The organism is Pseudomonas sp. TE3899 (assembly GCF_056279105.1).
This window is the reverse complement of record NZ_JBWBQR010000001.1, coordinates 6,336,354-6,356,309: the sequence shown is the minus strand read 5'-3', so window position 1 is coordinate 6,356,309 and position 19,956 is coordinate 6,336,354. Positions and strand designations below refer to the sequence as shown.

At 61.1% G+C, this 19,956-nt stretch carries 12 protein-coding genes; 4 read left to right on the top strand and 8 right to left on the bottom strand.

Annotated elements, in window-relative coordinates; all coding sequences use genetic code 11:
- Positions 1–2 precede the first annotated feature (2 nt).
- The 4 genes from ptsP to treP all read right to left on the bottom strand — a co-directional run bounded on the left by ptsP (position 3) and on the right by treP (position 7,217).
- Positions 3–2,537, bottom strand: coding sequence for a phosphoenolpyruvate--protein phosphotransferase (gene ptsP / locus ACZ89E_RS28955; protein WP_476256871.1), 2,535 nt, complete (start codon positions 2,535–2,537; stop codon positions 3–5).
- Positions 2,538–2,686: 149 nt separating this feature from the next.
- Complete coding sequence (locus ACZ89E_RS28950; RefSeq protein ID WP_149658059.1) at positions 2,687–3,910, bottom strand: maltoporin; 1,224 nt, start codon at positions 3,908–3,910, stop codon at positions 2,687–2,689.
- Positions 3,911–4,005: 95 nt separating this feature from the next.
- Entirely contained in the window at positions 4,006–5,655 is a 1,650-nt protein-coding gene (treC, locus tag ACZ89E_RS28945; protein WP_476256870.1) for an alpha,alpha-phosphotrehalase, read from the bottom strand.
- Positions 5,656–5,774: 119 nt separating this feature from the next.
- Positions 5,775–7,217, bottom strand: a complete 1,443-nt coding sequence (treP, locus tag ACZ89E_RS28940; protein ID WP_463258390.1) for a PTS system trehalose-specific EIIBC component — start codon at positions 7,215–7,217, stop codon at positions 5,775–5,777.
- 236 nt (positions 7,218–7,453) lie between these two features.
- On the opposite strand from treP, the gene treR reads away from it, so the two are divergent.
- Both treR and ACZ89E_RS28930 read left to right on the top strand, forming a co-directional pair.
- The gene (gene treR, locus ACZ89E_RS28935; protein WP_476256869.1) at positions 7,454–8,158 is read left to right on the top strand and encodes a trehalose operon repressor; all 705 of its coding nucleotides are present in this window, start codon (positions 7,454–7,456) and stop codon (positions 8,156–8,158) included.
- Positions 8,159–8,293: 135 nt separating this feature from the next.
- Positions 8,294–12,595, top strand: coding sequence for a membrane-targeted effector domain-containing toxin (locus ACZ89E_RS28930; RefSeq protein WP_476256868.1), 4,302 nt, complete (start codon positions 8,294–8,296; stop codon positions 12,593–12,595).
- 76 nt (positions 12,596–12,671) lie between these two features.
- Here ACZ89E_RS28930 and guaA read toward each other — a convergent pair whose 3' ends face one another.
- The 4 genes from guaA to ACZ89E_RS28910 form a co-directional block, all read right to left on the bottom strand.
- Positions 12,672–14,249 (bottom strand): glutamine-hydrolyzing GMP synthase, encoded by a 1,578-nt coding sequence (gene guaA, locus ACZ89E_RS28925; RefSeq protein WP_123410248.1) that lies wholly within the window; start codon positions 14,247–14,249, stop codon positions 12,672–12,674.
- Positions 14,250–14,375: 126 nt separating this feature from the next.
- Positions 14,376–15,845 carry an IMP dehydrogenase gene (gene guaB, locus ACZ89E_RS28920; RefSeq protein WP_149658064.1) on the bottom strand — a complete coding sequence of 490 codons (1,470 nt, stop codon included), beginning with the start codon at positions 15,843–15,845 and terminating at the stop codon, positions 14,376–14,378.
- Positions 15,846–16,054: 209 nt separating this feature from the next.
- On the bottom strand, positions 16,055–16,603 hold the full coding sequence (locus tag ACZ89E_RS28915; RefSeq protein ID WP_123410247.1) for a sugar ABC transporter ATPase: 549 nt from the start codon (positions 16,601–16,603) through the stop codon (positions 16,055–16,057).
- Positions 16,604–16,765: 162 nt separating this feature from the next.
- Positions 16,766–17,533, bottom strand: a complete 768-nt coding sequence (locus tag ACZ89E_RS28910) for a sulfite exporter TauE/SafE family protein (protein WP_149658065.1) — start codon at positions 17,531–17,533, stop codon at positions 16,766–16,768.
- Positions 17,534–17,635: 102 nt separating this feature from the next.
- Here ACZ89E_RS28910 and ACZ89E_RS28905 point away from each other — a divergent pair, with 102 nt between their 5' ends.
- Together ACZ89E_RS28905 and xseA are read left to right on the top strand one after the other, a co-directional pair.
- The gene (locus ACZ89E_RS28905; protein ID WP_476256867.1) at positions 17,636–18,520 is read left to right on the top strand and encodes a LysR family transcriptional regulator; all 885 of its coding nucleotides are present in this window, start codon (positions 17,636–17,638) and stop codon (positions 18,518–18,520) included.
- A gap of 56 nt (positions 18,521–18,576) precedes the next feature.
- Positions 18,577–19,956 (top strand): exodeoxyribonuclease VII large subunit, encoded by a 1,380-nt coding sequence (xseA, locus tag ACZ89E_RS28900; protein WP_123410244.1) that lies wholly within the window; start codon positions 18,577–18,579, stop codon positions 19,954–19,956.

Here is a 19,956-nt window from a genome sequence, read left to right as displayed (position 1 = left end):
GCTCAGTTCTCCAGAACCAATGAAGTATCGACCGTGGCCTCGTGGTACAGGCGCAACGCCTCGCGCACTTGCTCGGCGCTTTCCAGCCCCAGCACTTGCTGGGCGATGGCCTGGCAATCCGCCAGATCCACTTCGCGCACCGCCGCTTTGACGGCTGGAATCAGCGGCACGCTCACCGACAGCTCATCCACGCCAAGCCCCAGCAACAACGGGGTCGCCAGGGTTTCAGAAGCCAACGCCCCGCACACACCCACCCATTTGCCGTGGGCATGGGCCGCTTTGACGGTGCCGGCTATCAGGCGCAGGACCGACGGGTGAAAGCTGTCGGCCTGACTGGCCAGGCGCGGGTGATCGCGGTCCATGGCCAGGGTGTATTGGGTCAGGTCGTTGGTACCGATGGAGAAGAAATCCACCTCGGGCGCAAACAGGTCCGCCATCAATGCCGCTGCGGGCACTTCGATCATGATCCCCAGCTTCGGCAGTTCCGTGAGCCCCAGCGCCAGCGCCTCTTCTTCCAGCAGTTGCCGGGCCAGACGCAATTCCGAGAGCTGCGCGACCATTGGCAACATGATGTGCAAACGGGCCAGTCCGGCGCTGCTCAGGATCGCCTTGAACTGATCCCGCAGCAGTTGCGGACGCTCCAGGCACAGGCGAATCCCGCGCATGCCGAGGAACGGGTTGGTTTCGCTGTCCATCGGTACATAGGCCAGCGGTTTGTCGCCGCCGACATCCAAAGTGCGCACCACCAGATTGCGATTCGGCCCCAGGGCGCGGGCGATGGCGCTGTAAGTGGACGCCTGTTCGTCGTGGCTTGGCGCGTGGTTGCGGTCCAGATACAGAAACTCCGAACGCAACAGCCCAACACCTTCGCCGCCCAACGTCATGGCTTGCTCGGTTTCCGCCAGCGAGGCGACGTTGGCCGTGACCTCGATGTGATGCCCGTCGCGGGTACACGCGGGGAGCGCGGCGTGGGCCAGTTCATGTTGATGGCGTTTCTGCCGTTGCTGGCGGTTGGCTTGCAGTTGCTCGATGGCGGCCAGGTCCGGGTCGAGGTGCAGTTCGCCCTTGTCGGCGTCGAGCAGCACCTGGGTGCCATTGGTCAGCGTCAGCACTTGCACCGGTAACCCGCAAATCGCCGGCAGGCCAGCGGCGCGGGCCAGAATCGCGACGTGGCTGGTGGCGCCACCGCCCACCGTGGCGAAGCCCAGCACCTTGCGGGTGTCGAGCCCGGCGGTCTGGGAGGGGGTCAGTTGTTCAGCGATCAGGATGGCGCCGTCCGGCAATTCCAGAGCGCTGTCCTCCACGCCGAGGATCCGTTTGAGCACCCGTTGCCCGACATCCGCCAGATCCGCCGCCCGCTCCGCCAGCAGGGCGTTGCCCATGCCCTTGAACAAAGTGGCCGTCGCCTCGGTGGCCGCGCGCCAGGCGAACGCCGCGCTTTTGCCTTCATCGATCAGCCCCTGCGCCACTCCCAGCAAAGTCGGGTCTTCGAGCAGTTCCTGATGCGCCTTGAAGATGTCTGCTTGTGCGATGCCCCTGGCGTTGTCGCGTAACTGTTGCAGGGACGCCTGCGCTTCGGCCAGGCCCTGGGCCAGGTGATCGTGTTCCTCCAGCGGTGTGGTGCCGAGCTCAATGACTTGCAGTGTTTGCTCGGCGATCTGCACCACTTGGCCAAACGCCGATCCGGCGGAGGCACACACGCCGCGCAACACGTTCAGCGTCGGGGTCTCGGTTTCCTTCGCGTCAACCTGGGTCGAGGCCGCGCCGGCTTCACCACAGCCCTTGATCAACAGCTCGGTCAATGTCGTGATCGCCGCTTCAGCATCCGGGCCCGCCGCGCTGACTTGCACCACATCGCCGTGGGCGGTCTGCAACGTCATGATCGCCACCAGGGATTTGGCGTTCACGCTGTCCTGCTGCTTGTGCAGGAAAATGCTCGCGGAAAACTGTTTGGCAGCCTGGGCGAACACCGCCGCCGGGCGGGCGTGCAAGCCGTTCGGGTTGGCTAGCGTCACCGGTTTGGAGAACAGCGCCAGGCCTTCCTCCGGCAACCCTTCATCCATCGTTTGCCCGGTGCTGTGCACGCCCAACAATGGCTGGCCACTGTCGACCACGCCCGTTTCGGGCACCAGCCAGGTGAACGGTTCACCGCTGACCACCAGCATCAAGGTCAACAGACTGCGTGCATGCAAGGCGATGTAATCGGCATCGAACTCGATCAGCGACTGCCCGATATCGACCTGCTCGCCCTCTTCAACCAACCGGGTAAACCCCTTCCCCGCCAGGTTCACCGTGTCGAGGCCGATGTGCATCAACACCTGCACGCCGTTTTCATCGGTGATGCTGACGGCATGGCCGCTGGCCTGCACATTGCTGATGATCCCGGCCAGTGGTGCACACAAGGTATTGGACGTCGGATCGATGCACAGGCCATCGCCGATCACGCGACTGGAGAACACTGGATCGGGTACCTGATCCAGCGGCATCAATACGCCAGATAGCGGCGCATGCAGTTGCAAATGTTGGAGTGTGGCCATGACGTCACCTGCTGTTTTGTTCTTTTAAAAGACGCTGCGATACCCGTAGGAGCGGCTGAAGGCTGCGATCTTTTCTCCTGGACTCGCTTGAGTCTGGAGCGAAAGATCAAAAGATCGCAGCCTTCGGCAGTTCCTACGAGGTTATGCGTTTATTTCCACCAGTATTCGACCTGCATTCCGACATTCGAACCGTGGCGCGCCGTGCCGAAGGCGCCGCTGTCGGACAACGCCGAGCCCGCCGCCAGTTCATTGGCCGCCCGCTTGGCCGCCTCGTTCCAGCTCGCATAGGTGTAATACAGGCGCACTTCGGGGCGCGCCCAGAATTCCGGGCCCTTGGGCGACCAGGTCGGGGCGAAGGTGAACTTGCTCAACTTGCGCGTCCCGCCGGGAGCCTCGACCTGATCGTGACCCAGTTCGGTCACCAGTTTGAACTGCTCGGTGATCGCATAGGCCGGGCGCACGCCGAGGGACAACCAGTTCTGGTCGGCGCCGTCCGGGCGTATGTCTTTCTGATACACCGCCTCGATCTGCCCGCCGAAGCGTGGCGTCACCTGCCAGTCGAAAAACTCGACCACCCGATAGCTTTTATTGCGGTCGTCGAGCTTCACGTCACCGGTATAACCCAACCCGGTGCCGGGGCCTTCGCCGTATTGGAAGGCCAGTTTGTTCTTGCCGCCGAGAAAGCCTTTCTGCACATGCTGGGCGGTAACGGCCCAGCCACGGTGCGCGTCGCGGCTGTCGGGTTTGTCGATGTAGCTCAGGCCCAGTTCCAGCTCGCCGCCGGGGTTGGTGTCGAACCCGGCGACGTTGAAGTCATGCCGGTTGATGTAGTCCTTCTGGTACAGGTTGTCCTTGCGCGAATAGGCATAGCTGTATTTCAGATCGCCGATCAGCACGTCCTCGATACCGCCGCCCGTGGCGCTCTGGTTCCAATAGTAGAAGTCGGAAATGTGGATATCGTTGCGCTTGTAATAACGCCGGCCGGCCCACAGCGAACCGCCGTTGAGGCTCGGCATGTTCGACCATTGCGCGTACAGCTGCGGCATGCGCACCGAACCGTTGTCGCCATTGAACGTCAGGTCCTTGTCGTACTGGTTATACAGCGATGCCATGCCATCGACGCTGACCACCGAGCCGTCATCCAGGGTGTACAAATCCTGGCGTAATTCCAGTTCGGCATACTGTTCGCATTCGTTGCCCAAACGGTATTTGGTCTGTGCGCCCGGCAGTTGAAAACATTGTTGTTTGCCACTGTTCGTCGAGGTCCCGACGCCGCTACGCACGTACCCGCCGAACTCCAGCGCCTGGGCCGAAAGTGGTAAAGCCAGGCACACGCCTGCTGCTACAAGGCTGCGATTTATTGTTGTTTTCATGTGCTACCCCATTATTTTTATTGTGTGCTGCAGCAAAAACGGCGCGCAAAACTCCCCCGCGCAGTGTTCTGCGTGTTTTTAAAACCGGTGTTTTTTTAGTGGTTAGTCAGGTGCAGCACGAACGACTCAAAGGGCCGTAGAAACACCTGCCGATTGCGCGGCGGACAGTCCGGGTAATTGCTGATCACCAGCCGTTGCGACATCCCTTCGCTGAGCACTTCATCCGGCAATTCAACTTCACAGGTTGTGCCGTAGAAGTTGTTCAACACCAGCAATCGCTCATCCTGGCCCTCCCTTGTGTAGGCCCAGACTTGCGTGTGTTCAGGCAGCAATTGCCGGTACACACCGTCGGACATCAGCGCTTCGTTGCGACGCAACGCGATCAACCGGCGGTAGTGATGCAGCACCGATTCCGGGTCGTCGAACTGGCTGGCGACGTTGATCTGCGCGGCGTTGGCCGGCACGCTGATCCACGGCTCGGCGACGCTGAAACCGGCGTTCGGCTCGGCATTCCAGTGCATCGGGGTGCGGCCGTTGTCCCGGGATTTCTGCATGATCGCCGCCATGTTGTCGGCATCGCTGACCCCGGCATCGCGCTGGAGGCGATGGATGTTCAGGGTCTCGACATCGCGGTACTGATCGATGTGATCGAAGCCCGGATTGGTCATCCCCAGCTCTTCGCCCTGGTACACAAACGGCGTGCCCTGGAGGAAGTGCAACGCGGTGCCGAGCATCTTCGCCGACACCACCCGATGCTCGCCGTCGTGACCAAAACGCGACACCACGCGCGGCTGATCGTGGTTACACCAGAACAACGCATTCCAGCCACCGCCGGCCTGCATGCCGGTCTGCCAATCAGAGAGGATGCGCTTGAGTTGCAGGAAGTCGAAGTCGGCGCGAATCCACTTTTGCAGGTTCGGGTAATCGACCTTCAAGTGATGGAAATTGAAGGTCATCGACAGTTCTTTCGACTCCGGTCGCGAGTAGCGAATGCAGTGCTCAAGGCTGGTGGAAGACATCTCGCCGACGTTGATCAGGTCGTGGCCTTCAAACACTTCGCGGTGCATCTGCTGCAAGTACTCGTGGACGTTCGGGCCGTCGGTGTAGAAGCGGCGACCGTCGCTGTTGTCCTCGGGGAAGTCCGCGGGTTTGGAGATCAGGTTGATCACGTCCAGACGGAAACCGCCCACGCCTTTGTCACGCCAGAACCGCATCATCTTGAACACTTCGGCGCGCACCTTGGGGTTGTCCCAATTGAGGTCGGCCTGGGTGTGGTCGAACAGGTGCAGGAAGTACTGGCCGGTCTGGGCCTCGTACTCCCAGGCCGAACCACCGAACTTGGATTCCCAGTTGTTCGGCTGGTCGCGCCAGATATAGAAGTCGCGGTACGGGTTGTCGAGACTGCTGCGGGCCTGCTGGAACCATTCGTGCTCGACCGAGGTGTGGTTGACCACGATGTCGAGCATCAACTTGATCCCGCGTTTGCCGGCCTCGGCAATCAGCAATTCGCAATCAGCCATGGTCCCGTAACTCGGGTCGATGGCGTAGTAATCGCTGATGTCGTAGCCGTTGTCGCGCTGGGGCGAACGCAGGAACGGTGTGATCCACAGGCAATCGACACCCAGCCAGTGCAGGTAGTCGAGCTTGGCCACGACGCCGAGCAAATCCCCGGTCGGGTTGCCGGCGTGGCTGTGAAAGCTTTTCGGGTAGATCTGGTAGATCACCGAACGTTGCCAGTTTTGCATGGCTGAGTTCCTTCAATTGGTTGTGTATTGGCCTTGAGGGCCCCTTCGCGGGCAAGCCTCGCTCCTACATTGGAATGCGTAACCCTGTAGGAGCGAGGCTTGCCCGCGAAGGCGATCTGTCAGGCAACCCGAAACCCCGGCCGGACAATCTTCATGCTCAACCCACAGGTCAAAACAAACGGCACAACCATCGCGATGATCATTCCGATCACGAACGTCGGGATGAATTGCGGAATGATCGAGATAAAACCGGGCAAGCCGCCGACGCCAATCGCCGAGGCCTGGACCTTGTTCATCGACAGGAAGATGCAGCCCAGGGCCGAGCCGATCAGCGCCGAATAAAACGGGAATTTGTAGCGCAGGTTGACGCCGAACATCGCCGGTTCGGTGATGCCGAAGTAAGCGGAAATCGCCGAGGTCGAGGCCATGCTTTTGTCCCGCACGTTGCGGGTCATGTAGAACACCGCCAGTGCCGCGCTGCCCTGGGCGAGGTTGGACATGACGATCATCGGCCAGATGAAGGTGCCGCCCTGGGTCGAAATAAGCTGCAAGTCCACGGCGAGGAACATGTGGTGCATGCCGGTGATCACCAGTGGCGCATAGAGCAGACCAAAGATCGCCCCGCCCACCATCGGCGCCAGGTCAAACAGAGTGACCACGCCTTCGGTGATCAGGATGCCGAGGTGCCGGGTTACCGGACCAATCACCGCCAGCGCCAACACACCGGTGACAACGATGGTGGTGATCGGCACCACCAGCAATTGCACGGCATTCGGCACCCGCGCCCGCAGCCATTTCTCGATGACGCTCATCACGTAGGCCGCCAGCAGGATCGGCAGGATCTGCCCCTGGTAGCCAACCTTCTCGATCTTGAACCAGCCGAAAATATCGAAGTACGGCAGGCTCTGACCGTCGAGCCCGGCCACCGCTTTACCGTAGTTCCAGGCGTTGAGCAGGTCCGGGTGTACCAGCATCAGGCCGAGCACGATGCCGAGGATTTCGCTGCCGCCAAAGCGCTTGGCCGCCGACCAGCCCACCAGCGCCGGCAAGAATACAAACGAGGTGTTGGCCATCAGGTTGATCAGGCTCCAGATGCCATCCAGGCTCGGATACGCATCCAGCAGGGTCTTGCCCTCGATGAACATGCCCTTGGCGCCGATCAGGTTGTTGATGCCCATCAGCAGGCCGGCAATGATCAGTGCCGGCAGGATCGGCATGAACACATCGGAAAACACCCGTACCAGACGCTGCATGGCGTTGATCTTGTCCGCGCTCTTTTGTTTAACGTCGGCGATGGTCGACGCGGCAAGACCGGTTTGCCGGCGCAATTCGGCGTAGACCTTTTCCACTTCGCCGGGGCCGATCACCACCTGGAACAGGCCACCGGTGAAGAACGAGCCTTTGACCAGATCAATCTGGTTCAGCGTGGCGCTGTTGACCAGGCTCGGGTCCTTGAGGGCCAGGCGCAAACGCGTCACGCAGTGCGCGGCCTGCTCAAGGTTGTCGCTGCCACCGAGGCTGACAAGCAGCTCGCTGGCGATATTCGGATAGTCGTGGCTCATGCTTGATCTTCCGCTGTAGTTTTTTGTTATTGGCAGCACGCCGAAACGAAAAGTACTCGTCTGTACGAGTTAAAGCAACAACTCGTACAGACGAGTTTGATTTTGTTTATCCCGGCGCCGGCCGGCGGCGAAATTTCCTACCCACAAAGTCAAAGAAACCTATTGCCGCATGGACAATTGCCTACCCTGCCCTTAAGGTTCAAAACCTTGAGCACAGCGCGGCATAGAGCCATCCCATGAGTAAATACAACCAGATCTACACCGATCTGCTTGCCAGCATCACCACCGAACGTCTGGAACGTGGCGCGCGGTTGCCCTCCGAAACCGAACTGATGGACAGCTACCAGGCGAGTCGCGGCACCGTGCGCAAGGCCATCGAGCAGTTACAGGAGCGTGGCTTCGCGCAGAAAGTCCACGGTAAAGGCACCTTTGTGCTGTCGACCAACCCGATCGAGTTTCAATTGGGAGGCATCGTCAGCTTCCAGGAAACCTATCCACGCCTGGGCAACGACGTCAGCACCGAAGTGGTCGAGTTTGATCAGATACCGCTTGAGGGCGCGCTGCTGGAGCACATCAAGGCCGAGGCAGGCAGCCTGATCACACGGATCAAACGCGTGCGGCGGATCGACGGCAAGCGGGTGATCCTCGACATCAACCATTTCGTCAGCGACGTGATTCCCGGCCTGTCCCGCGAAATCGCCGAACACTCGATCTACGCCTTCATCGAACAGACCCTGCAACTGCAAATCGCCTATGCCCAGCGCACCATCGAAGCGGTGCCCCGGGGCAAGGACGATCAGTTGCTATTGGATCTGGATGGCCAGAGCCATGTGATCGTGGTCAGTAACCAGACGTTTTTGCAGGATGGGCGGCAGTTCGAATACACCGAATCGCGGCATACGCTGGATAAGTTCTACTTTTCGGACGTGGCGCGGCGCTGATTCGTACAAGGTCAACGGTTGTATTCCCTGCTTCAGGTCGACCGGAGCCTGCAATAAACAGCGCCGGATCCGACAGCTTTATTGCCTCTTCCTTGGGATAGTGAGGGTGAAAAACACCTGTCAAGGAAGATAGACATGCTTGCAACGCCCCCCGTTTCTCACGCCCCCGAGTTGCCCGGCTCCGCCGATGCGAAGGCACTCAAGGCGCTGGTCCCGGCGCTGATCGACGCCTGCCCCGACCTGTATGACATGGCGACCACCTTCGCCACGCGCATCCTCAATGACCATGGCATCACCACGCTGAAACCCGATCAGGTCTACTGGCACCGCTTTCACGGCTCCCAAAGCAACGACAAGACATTCACCGGCTGGGAGCACCTGGAACACCCCTACGACTCCATGACCCTGACGCAACTGGTGATCACCCGCTTCACCGTGCACGATCAGGACAACGCCGACCTGCTCGACAACGACTGCGGCTTCTACACCGCAGGGCCCGATGTCGGGGTCTACGACCAGACCAATGAGGTCAAGCTGTTCGGCAGCCAGGTGATGAAAGCGTTCTGGGCGTTCAACTTCCTCGATCATTTCCGGACCAGCGCCGAGACATTCTGGAGCCAGCAGGGCGACACGTTCAGGACCCTGGCCAAATGCACCTTCCTGGCCAAAGCCATCGAGGACCGCGAGGGCGGTCGATTGTCGGATGACAACTTCGCTACGGTGATCAAGGCCTGCGCCAGCAATGTCAGTTGGCCGGTGACCCGGCCAATGCTCGATGCCTCCATCCAGCCAGGCACCGGCTTACGGCTGCGACGCTTGAAAGTCGGCAACTATGTCGCCAGCGATATCCTGTGCATCGTCGACCAGCAGGGGCGGCAGATCCTCTATGTGCCCGGCGAGGTCTGGGGCTTTCATGTACTCGACAGCACCGAGGACCTGCACTGGTGGGTGATGTCCCAGGTCGAACAGCCCGAGAACCGCAAGCGTTTCATGGCGCATTTCCAGGTGGCCGACCACGACATCATGGAAGACACCGCCAGCCTCACCACTGCGCGGAAGTGGTTGCTGGCGGCCTTCCCGGTGGCGAATCTGCTCAGCACGGTTTTCCACGAACCCCATATCGAAAACGTCGGCCTCAACCACGTGCTGGACCTGCTGTTCAGCGCCTGGAGAAACCACGACCACTCCCTGCTCAGCGTGCAGGACGCGTGGATCAGCAACGATCCGTTCACCCACCTGCGTGACGCGACCCACGCGCGCATGCTCAGCGACGCCGGCTACATGATGCATTCCAACGGCGAGCTGCGAAAAAAATTGTGGATCGGTTACCTGAATGCCTTCGGGCGGATGTTCGGTCCGCTGGCGGCGGTGGGCTGGCCGGTGGCCCTGGCAGCGGTAGGGGCCGGCGTTGCGAATGTCGGGCTGAATATCGACCAGGCGGTCAACGGCAAGACACCCACCGAGCGCAAGTCCGGGGTGACCGGCGCTGTATTCGCCGTGATCGACACACTCTTCAACGCGATGTTCCTCAAGACCGGCGAGCGCCTGCCCGAGATCGCCCAGGCCAATGACAGCGTGGCCGGCGAAGAACGGCTGGGAGCCGAGATCGCTGATGAAGAGGAGCCGCCCCTGCTGCACAGCATTGCCCCGGAACGAGTGGCGGCGCTGGGCGAGGAAGACAGCTTCCTGGAATCGCTGCGCGCCGAGATCACCGAGAACACCCGCGAAGGCACGGGGGAGCGCCAGGGCATCATCGAGACCCAGAGTGGCAAGACCTACATCTACCTGCGCCAAGGCCTCACGTCTGCCCACTTCCAGGTGCGTTACGTCAAGGAAGCCAAGGGCTGGCTGATCGTTGACCCGAAGAATCCCTGGTCGTTCTACCGCAATGTGCCGGTGCACCTGAACGAATACAAACGCTGGGAAACTGTCGCCAGCCCAGGCCTCAAGGGCGGCAAGCCGATGTTTGGGTTCAAGCCTTGGGGACGCTCGCCATCGCCCCTGCCGACGGTCGAGACCCCGGCTACCGCCTATGACGTCCCCGAAGCCGAGCGGCCCGACCTGCAACGCATCGCCAACCAGGGCGGTGACTTCAAAGAGCTGGACGAACGTTACTCAGGCGGCCATGACCTGGACGACTTCAACGCGTTACGGCACAGGCTGTATGACGATGCCCGGGCGTTTTTCGCCGATCCGCCGCTGCCGGCCCGTCCTGAAATACCGACGTTCGCCGCCGACGCGCCGCCCAAGGTCATTCTCCAGCGCTTGCTCGGGGACAACCCCGGCCTGGTGATCGGCGAAAACCATGCGAGTGACGCCAGTAAACGTTTCCTGATCGAAAACATGCCGCTACTGGCCAAGCAGAAGGTCAAGACGCTGTACCTGGAGCATGTGCTGACGGATTTCCATCAAGCCGACCTGGACCTGTTCAATCGCACCGGCAAGCTGTCTGAGAACCTGGAGAAATACCTGCGGCGGCTAGACAAGGGCCACCACACTGACCCCACCGGCCGGTACACCTTCCTGGAAGTGGTCAGGAGTGCACAAAAAAATCACTTGCGGGTGCAAGCCATCGATTGCGCGGCCAGTTATCGCAGCAAAGGGTTGCTCGGTGTGGAACTGAACTATCGGCAAACAATGATGAATTTCTTCGCGCGCGGGGTCATTGAGGCCGATCAGGCAGCGCGCGGCGTCCACAAATGGGTGGCGTTGGTAGGTAACAGCCATGCCAATACCTACAAGGGCGTGCCAGGTTTGAGCGAACTGGAAGGCACGGTAGGCCTGCGCATCGAAGATGCGCAGATTGGCGAGGCTCGTGGAATAGAGCCGGATCCCGGGCGCACCACCCTGCAGATGGGCGCTGCGCCTACTACCGTCACGAGCGACCTGCGCCTGCAGTTGGAAACGCCCGTCGAAGTCAGTGCGGCGCGCAAACTCGATGCCAGCATGCCTGTGCCCGGCATGTACCGACTCGCTGAAGAACAGGGACAAACGCTGATCGTCAGCCGGGCTCGCGACGGTTGGATCAAGTGCACACTGCTGCAACAGGATAAGGCCGGTTATTTCTTCAATCGGTCCGAATGGACGGGCCTGAACGGCAAGCACTTCAAGACCCTTGAGAAACTGCACGAAGCCCTTCAGGCCCGGGGCATGATCGAGTCTCAGGCTCCGCTCACGCCGGGCGCATCGGGCACAACCGCCCCTACACCCTCGCAGCCATTCAGCGCCTACGATGTGCCGGCGCAGGACCTCGACGAGACGCACATCAAACTCGCCCGGGACGCTGACGGCCAACTGCAACCCATCAGCCGCGGGCAAAGCCAGATCAACCGCGCACGCCAACGCTTGCTCAACGATGCACAGGCGTTTTTCCGCGCGCCTCGGACACTGCCGCCCCGCCCTCAACTGCCCACTCTGACCCCGGACCTCGATGGCGACACCTTCATCGAACAGGTCCTGGAGCACGCGCCGGGCCTGGTCGTGGGTGAGGCTTCGGGAGGTATCGGCAGCAAGCAGTTTCTGATCGAACACATGCCAGCCTTCAGCAGGGCACAGGCCAAAACCCTGTTTGTCAGGGGCCTGGTCACCGAAACCGACCAGGCCGAGCTCGATGCCTTTCATCGCAGCGGCCACCTGTCCACCGAACTGCGCCAGTCCCTGGAAGCGGCGGACCGCGTGGCGGGCAATGACCCCTCCGGGCGCTTCAATCTGTTGCAACTGGTGCGCACCGCCCAGCGCAACAACCTGCGGGTACAAGCCCTGGACTGCATGGCCAGTTCCCCGCTGAACGGTGACGTGCCGAACGACAGCTATAGCCGTCGCTGGATCAATAACTACCTGACTCACCAGCAGATCCAACGCTATGTGCCCAGCGCCAGCACCGAGCGCTGGGTCGCCCTGGTGGACCCGATGAGCACCAATACCTACCGTGAATTGCCGGGTGTCAGTGAACTGGAAGGCGCCATCAGCTTGCGTATCGAAGACGTGCCCCAAGGCGAAGGTTCAAGCTTCATGGTCGATCCGGGCACCGAGGCGCCTGAAGAACATGTCGCCAACTTTGTCCTGCCTGATCAACAACTGACGACCCAGCTCGGCCCGGTCACCGTCGGCAGCGACATACGCCTGCAACTGGAAACGCCCTGGCTGCATGCCGGCCAGAAGTCGCTCGGTGAGCAGTTGTACGCCGATGGGCTCTACACCCTCAGCAACGCCTCCGGTGAACTCAAACTGATTCACCGCAGCCGCACCCGCGGGCTGGTCTACACGCCGATTCAGACCAACGCGCAAAACAAGCTGTTCATCGACGCTCCAACCTGGCCCGACATCCATCGCAAGCCGTTCGACACACCGTTGGACCTGATGGACGCCCTGAACGCCAACCACATGACCCTGGCCAACTGGTCAAAACCGCTGCGGGTCGTGCCTGCAGTTTCCTGAGATGCAAAAAGGCCGGGTGAACGTCGTTCACCCGGCCTTTGCATGACAGCGTCAGGCCCTCAGGGCCTGTTCGCGATCACTCCCACTCAATCGTCGCCGGCGGCTTGCTCGACACGTCATAAGTGACGCGGGAGATGCCTTCGATTTCATTGATGATGCGGCCGGAAACGGTTTCCAGCAGTTCGTAAGGCAGGTGAGCCCAACGCGCGGTCATGAAGTCGATGGTTTCCACGGCACGCAGGGCCACGACCCAGGCGTAACGACGGCCATCGCCTACAACGCCAACCGATTTCACTGGCTGGAACACCACGAATGCCTGGCTGACTTTGTGGTACCAGTCGGCCTTGCGCAGTTCTTCGATGAAGATGTGGTCGGCGCGACGCAGCAGGTCGGCGTATTCCTTCTTCACTTCACCAAGGATCCGCACGCCCAGGCCCGGGCCCGGGAACGGGTGACGGTAGACCATGTCGTACGGCAGGCCGAGTTCCAGGCCCAGGCGACGGACTTCGTCCTTGAACAGTTCGCGCAGCGGCTCGACCAGTTTCAGGTTCATCTCTTCCGGCAAGCCACCCACGTTGTGGTGCGACTTGATCACGTGGGCCTTGCCGCTTTTGGCGCCAGCCGACTCGATCACGTCCGGGTAGATGGTGCCCTGGGCGAGGTACTTGATGTTGTCCAGTTTGTTGGACTGGGCATCGAAGACGTCGATGAAGGTACGGCCGATGATCTTGCGCTTCTTCTCTGGGTCGCTTTCGCCAGCCAGGTTGTTGAGGAACTGGTCTTCAGCGTTGGCGCGGATCACCTTGACGCCCATGTTCTCGGCGAACATGGCCATCACTTGCTCGCCTTCGTGCAGACGCAGCAGGCCGTTGTCGACGAAGACGCAGGTCAGCTGGTCGCCAATGGCTTTGTGCAGCAGCGCGGCAACCACCGAGGAATCCACACCGCCGGACAGGCCGAGCAGTACGTTGTCGGTGCCGACCTGGGCGCGGATGTTAGCGATGGCGTCTTCGGCGATTTTCGACGGCGTCCACAGGGCTTCGCAGCCGCAGATGTCGAGGATGAAGCGCGAGAGGATGCGACCGCCCTGCTTGGTGTGGGTCACTTCCGGGTGGAACTGCACACCGTAGTAGCCGCGAGCGTCGTCGAACATGCCGGCAATCGGGCAGCTCGGGGTGCTGGCCAGGATGTGGAAGTCCTGCGGCATCTTGGTGACTTTGTCACCGTGGCTCATCCACACGTCGAGGCCGAACAGGCCATCGGCGTCGATGTGGTCTTCGATGCCGTCGAGCAGGCGGCTTTTGCCGACCACGTCTACGCGGGCATAACCGAACTCACGCAGCTCGGAACCTTCGACCTTGCCACCCAGCTGTTCAGCCATGGTTTGCATGCCGTAGCAGATACCGAAGACCGGTACGCCCAGGTCAAACACCGCTTGCGGGCAGCGCGGGCTGTCGGCGACGTGCACGGACTCGGGGCCGCCGGCGAGAATGACGCCTTTTGGAGCGAATTCGCGAATCGCTTCGTCGTCCATGTCGAACGGATGCAGTTCGCAGTACACGCCGATTTCACGCACGCGGCGGGCAATCAGCTGGGTGTACTGGGAACCGAAATCGAGGATCAGGATGCGGTGGGCGTGAATGTCGAGGGCCATGGGAAAAAACTCAAAAAGCAGTTGCTAGCTTCAAGCTGCAAGCTGCAAGTAGTCGGAAGCTGCGCGGTAACTGCGTAAACGCAGTACCGCTTGCAGCTCTTAGCTTGTGGCTTATAGCTGTCGGCTTCAGCCGACCCGATAGTTTGGTGCTTCTTTTGTGATTTGTACGTCGTGCACGTGGGACTCGGCCATGCCTGCGCCGGTGATCCGCACGAACTCAGGCTTGGTGCGCATTTCTTCGATGTCGGCACTGCCGGTGTAGCCCATCGAGGAACGCAGGCCGCCCATCAGTTGATGGATGATGGCGCTCAGGGTGCCCTTGTACGGCACACGCCCTTCGATGCCTTCCGGGACGAGTTTCTCGGCGCCTGCCGAGGAGTCCTGGAAGTAACGGTCGGAGGAACCTTGAGCCTGGGACATGGCGCCCAGCGAACCCATGCCACGGTAAGCCTTGTACGAACGACCCTGGAACAGTTCGATCTCGCCCGGTGCTTCTTCAGTACCGGCGAACATCGAGCCCATCATCACGCAGGAAGCACCGGCTACGATGGCCTTGGACAGGTCACCGGAGAAACGGATACCGCCGTCGGCGATCAACGGCACGCCTGAGCCTTCAAGGGCGGCGGCGACGTTGGCGATGGCGCTGATTTGCGGGACGCCGACACCGGCGACGATGCGGGTGGTGCAGATCGAGCCAGGGCCGATACCGACCTTGACTGCGTCGGCGCCAGCTTCGACCAGGGCCTTGGCGGCAGCGCCGGTGGCAATGTTGCCGCCGATGACCTGCACATCAGGGAAATTCTGTTTGACCCAGCGAACGCGGTCGATCACACCTTTGGAGTGACCGTGTGCGGTGTCGACCACCACCACGTCAACGCCGGCAGCAACCAGTGCCGAAACACGTTCGCCAGTGTCTTTACCGGTGCCGACCGCCGCGCCGACGCGCAGACGACCTTGATCGTCCTTGCTGGCCAGCGGGTAAGCCTTGGCTTTTTCGATGTCGTTGACGGTCATCATGCCTTTGAGGGCAAATTTGTCGTCGACGATCAGGACGCGTTCGATACGGTTTTTGTGCAACAACTCGCGAACGTCGTTCTTGTCGGCGCCTTCCTTGACCGTGACCAGACGCTCTTTAGGCGTCATCACTTCACGGACGGTGGCGTCCAGACGGTTTTCGAAACGTACGTCGCGGGAAGTAACGATGCCGACCAGGTCGCCATCGTGCAGGACCGGAACGCCGGAGATGTTGTGCAGGCGGGTCAGTTCGAACAGTTCACGCACCGTGGCGTCAGCCTCGATGGTGATCGGGTCCTTGACCACGCCGGCTTCGTAACGCTTGACCTTGCGCACTTCGGCAGCTTGCTGCTCGATGGTCATGTTCTTGTGGATGATGCCGATGCCACCTTCCTGAGCCATGGCAATTGCCAGACGGGCTTCAGTGACGGTGTCCATGGCGGCAGAAACCAGAGGAATATTCAGCTCGATGCCACGGGTTAGGCGGGTCTTGAGACTGACTTCGTTAGGAAGCACCTCGGAATAACCGGGCACGAGGAGAATGTCGTCGAATGTCAGAGCTTCTTGGCTGATACGCAGCATCGCGGGGGCTCCCGAGCGGGAAAATGGAAGCGCGCCATTATAGTCAGACACCCCCTCGGGTTCAATGTAAAACTCTGTCTATTATCGATGCAGTGATCGACGGGGCATTTGCCACACAATCCCGTAGGAGCGAGGCTTGCCCGCGAAGGCGTCATCACTGGCGCTAAAAGCTTCGCGGGCAAGCCTCGCTCCTACAGGTTCGGGTTCGATTACAGCTCGACTTTCACCAGGCTCACGGGCTGGTCCAGCCAATCGGCAAATTCATCGATAAAGCTCTGCTTGAACCCCGCCTCGGCCCAGTTGTTGAAGATGAACCCCAGGTTGGAAAAGCCGCATTCCTGCAGGAACAGAAACCCGTTGATGTCATCTTCATGCCCGCATTCAGGGCAGGTGAAGTTGTCGGTGCGCCCCGGCATCCACTCTTCCAGGCTTTCGAACAGCGCCTCGCCGATTTCCTTGCGGCACTCGGCGCACCCCGCTTCGCCCAGAAACCCCTTGGCCGGCGTGTAGATGCAGCGTTTGGTGATGATTTCCAGGCCGTTGACCGGTTCGCCGAACGGCAGCGCTTCCGGGTGCAGCACCACTGCGCGAGCGCCATCGGCCAGCGCGTAGCCCATGCGATTACCGGTGCGCCCGCAGGTGGTCAGTTCTTCCTTGACGATGTTCTTGCGCACCAGCCACCGCACGACCGCCCGGGCCCGGGGTTCGTGTACCGGCAATGTGGAAATTTTCGGGACGATGATGCTTTGGGAATTCATGGTGCAAGCCTACTGCGTCAAATGGGAAGTGCTGCGGCGTGGCGGATGGCGCCTTCGCGGGCAAGCCTCGCTCCTACAAGGATCTGCGCGAAACCTGTAGGAGCGAGGCTTGCCCGCGAAAGCGACAGAACGGCCGGCAGCTTAATCCCTGACACACTCAGGTCAAGTACTCAAATACCGCCCGATCAAGGCAATCCCGCTGGCCAGCACCAACCAGGTCACCAGCCGCACGAACGCTTCCCGAGACAGCTTCATCGTCAACCGTCGGCCGATCCACAACCCCAGCGCCATGGCCGGCAACAAGCACACGGCCAATACCAATAAGGGTAGCTCGGCGTACACCCCCGCGACGGCAAACAGGCTCAAACGCACCACGGTGCTGCAACTGATCAGCGCACTCTGGGTCGCCCGGGCCGCGTCCTTGGGCAAGCGACTGTTCAGATAGATCGCATATAAAAAGCCACCACTGCCAAACAACGCCCCGAACATCCCGCCCACCGTGCCCATCGGCACTGCCCAACCGGCGGACAATTGCGTGGGCCGGGTTTTGACCCACAGGCTGTAAACCGCATAGGCGCTGATAAACAGCCCCATCAACAGCAGCAACAGATCGGATTTCAGATTCAGCAGGAAGATCACCCCCAACGTGCAACCCACCGCCATGCAGGGCAGCAATCGCAGCAGCTCGGGCCTGGCCACGTCCCGCCGCGACGGCAGCAGATTGCCGAACGCCGCGACGAAATCCAGCAGCACCAGCAACGGCACGATTTTCGACAGCGGCATGAACAGGATCAGGATCGGCCCCGCCACCAGCGCGGTGCCAAACCCGGCGATGCCAAACACGATGTACGCCAGGGCAATGCCCAGCCCGATCACCAGCCAATCCGTCGCGCCGAACGGCCATTGGCTCAACAACTCAAGCACATTCATTGGCAGGTTTTTCCTTGAAGACCTGTGGATGACTTTAGCCAGCGCCGAGCCTTGCGACTAATATCTTCAAAGTCGCCCACCCATCTCGAAAAGGCATGCCTTGTGCTTTCTACCCGTCAATTGCGTTATTTCGTGGAAATCGCCGAGTGCGGCAGTTTCAGCGCTGCGGCCGAACGCCTGTTTATTGCGCAGTCGGCCCTGAGCCGGCAGATCAAGGACATGGAAACCCGCCTGCAAACACCGCTGTTCGAACGCACCGCGCGCCAACCTCGTTTGACGGCGGCGGGTGAAGCGTTTTTGCCCCGGGCCAGGAATCTGTTGAATGAGCTGACCAAGGCCAGCGAAATGGCGACCCAGGTCGGCAACGGTCAACTTGGCATTCTGCGCCTGAGCCATTCCAGCACCGTGCCGATGAGCGGGCGGCTACTGCGCGGCATCAGCGTTTATCTCGATCAACATCCCGGCGTGTCCATGGACATCGTCAAACTGTCCTCCGAAGCGCAACTGGAAGAGTTGGCCGAGGGTCGCCTGGACGTCGGTCTGCTGCGCTTGCCGGTGCTGCGCCAGCGCGAAGGCGTGCAGATTGTGCCTCTATATAGCGAACGCTTGCTGCTGGCGGTGCCACCGAATCATCGGCTGGCTGTGGATAACTCAGGGCAAGGTATCGATCTGGCGCAGTTGAAGGATGAAGCGTTTATCTCCATTCCCCATCCGCAGCGCGGTGGCTTGAGCTATCTGTCTGCGGAGTTGTGCATGCGCCAGGGCTTCTTTCCCAAGGCCGCGCGGGTGGTGTCGCGCAAAACCACGCAACTTCAATTGATCCAGGCCGGGTTCGGCATTGCCTTGTTGCCGGAATCGATGCAAGACATCGCCCCGCCGGACATCCATTTCCTGCCGCTGGCGGACTCGGATTGCCTCAGCACCGTCGCCCTCGCCTGCCGGCAAAATCCCACAGCATTGGTCCAACAATTCACACAATCCCTTTAGGCGCAGCCTGCGGGTGATCGTGCATTCCCCTGAAGAATGCCTTTATCATGCGCCCCATGATTAAAGATCCCTTTGCAAGACTCGGCCTGGACCGTGAAGTCCTGACTGTCAGCCAGCTCAACGGCCGCGCGCGGGTGTTGCTGGAAGACGTGTTCAGCAATATCTGGGTCGAAGGCGAAATCTCCAACCTCGCCCGCCCGGCGTCCGGCCACGTGTATTTCACCCTCAAGGACAGCGGCGCCCAGGTCCGTTGCGCACTGTTCCGGCAGAACGCCGCCAAGGTACGGCAGGCGCTGAAGGATGGCCTGGCGGTCAAGGTGCGGGGCAAAGTCTCGCTGTTCGAGGGCCGTGGCGACTATCAACTGATCCTCGACACCGTGGAACCGGCCGGTGACGGTGCCCTGCGCCTGGCCTTCGATGCACTGAAAGAAAAGCTCAGCGCCGAAGGCCTGTTCAGTGCCGAGCGCAAAGTGCCGTTGCCGGCCCATCCGCAACGCATCGGCATCATCAGCTCGCCCACCGGCGCGGTGATCCGCGACATCATCAGCGTGTTCCGCCGCCGGGCGCCGCAGGTGCAACTGACGCTGATCCCCACCGCTGTACAGGGCCGCGAAGCCACCGCACAGATTGTCCGCGCCTTGAAACTGGCGGACGCCCGAGGCTTCGATGCGTTGATCCTGGCCCGTGGCGGCGGTTCGCTGGAAGACCTCTGGTGTTTCAACGAAGAAGCCGTGGCCCGCGCCGTGGATGCCTGTGTGACGCCGATTGTCAGCGCCGTCGGCCATGAAACCGACGTGTCGATCAGCGACTTCGTGGCGGACGTTCGCGCCCCGACGCCTTCTGCTGCTGCCGAATTGTTGGCTCCGGATTCCAGCGACCTGGTGCGTCGGGTCGAAAGCCTGCATCGGCGCCTGGTGATGCGCATCCGCGACCGCTTGATGCGTGATCGCCTGCGCCTGGAAGGCATGTCCCGGCGCCTGCGTCATCCCGGCGAACGCCTGCGCCAGCAAGCGCAACGCCTGGACGATCTGGACATGCGCCTGCGTCGCGCCTTCGAACGCAGCCTCAATACCCGCCGCGAACGCTTGATCCGTCTGGAAACCCGCCTCGCCGGGCAACATCCGGGACGGCAACTGGCGATGCTGCGCCAACGCCTCGACAGCCTCGCGGAACGCCTGCCCCGCTCAATGCGCGAAGGCCTCAAGGCCCGGCGCCTGCAACTGCAAAGCCAGATGCAGACGCTGCATGTGGTCAGCCCATTGGCGACCCTTGGCCGTGGCTACAGCATTTTGCTGGACGAGCGCGGCAACGCGATTCGCAATGCCGCCCAGACCCACCCCGGCCAGCGCCTGAACGCCCGGCTCGGCGAGGGCGAGTTGCAAGTGCGCGTCGAAGACAATCACCTGACGCCTGTCACCCTTTCTCTACTGGATTGA

What these genes read in the sequence shown, in the direction of transcription:
- ptsP (WP_476256871.1), bottom strand. Translation starts at nt 2,537, where the DNA reads ATGGCCACACTCCAACATTTGCAACTGCATGCGCCGCTATCTGGCGTA.
- ACZ89E_RS28950 (WP_149658059.1), bottom strand. Translation starts at nt 3,910, where the DNA reads ATGAAAACAACAATAAATCGCAGCCTTGTAGCAGCAGGCGTGTGCCTG.
- treC (WP_476256870.1), bottom strand. Translation starts at nt 5,655, where the DNA reads ATGCAAAACTGGCAACGTTCGGTGATCTACCAGATCTACCCGAAAAGC.
- treP (WP_463258390.1), bottom strand. Translation starts at nt 7,217, where the DNA reads ATGAGCCACGACTATCCGAATATCGCCAGCGAGCTGCTTGTCAGCCTC.
- treR (WP_476256869.1), top strand. Translation starts at nt 7,454, where the DNA reads ATGAGTAAATACAACCAGATCTACACCGATCTGCTTGCCAGCATCACC.
- ACZ89E_RS28930 (WP_476256868.1), top strand. Translation starts at nt 8,294, where the DNA reads ATGCTTGCAACGCCCCCCGTTTCTCACGCCCCCGAGTTGCCCGGCTCC.
- guaA (WP_123410248.1), bottom strand. Translation starts at nt 14,249, where the DNA reads ATGGCCCTCGACATTCACGCCCACCGCATCCTGATCCTCGATTTCGGT.
- guaB (WP_149658064.1), bottom strand. Translation starts at nt 15,845, where the DNA reads ATGCTGCGTATCAGCCAAGAAGCTCTGACATTCGACGACATTCTCCTC.
- ACZ89E_RS28915 (WP_123410247.1), bottom strand. Translation starts at nt 16,603, where the DNA reads ATGAATTCCCAAAGCATCATCGTCCCGAAAATTTCCACATTGCCGGTA.
- ACZ89E_RS28910 (WP_149658065.1), bottom strand. Translation starts at nt 17,533, where the DNA reads ATGAATGTGCTTGAGTTGTTGAGCCAATGGCCGTTCGGCGCGACGGAT.
- xseA (WP_123410244.1), top strand. Translation starts at nt 18,577, where the DNA reads ATGATTAAAGATCCCTTTGCAAGACTCGGCCTGGACCGTGAAGTCCTG.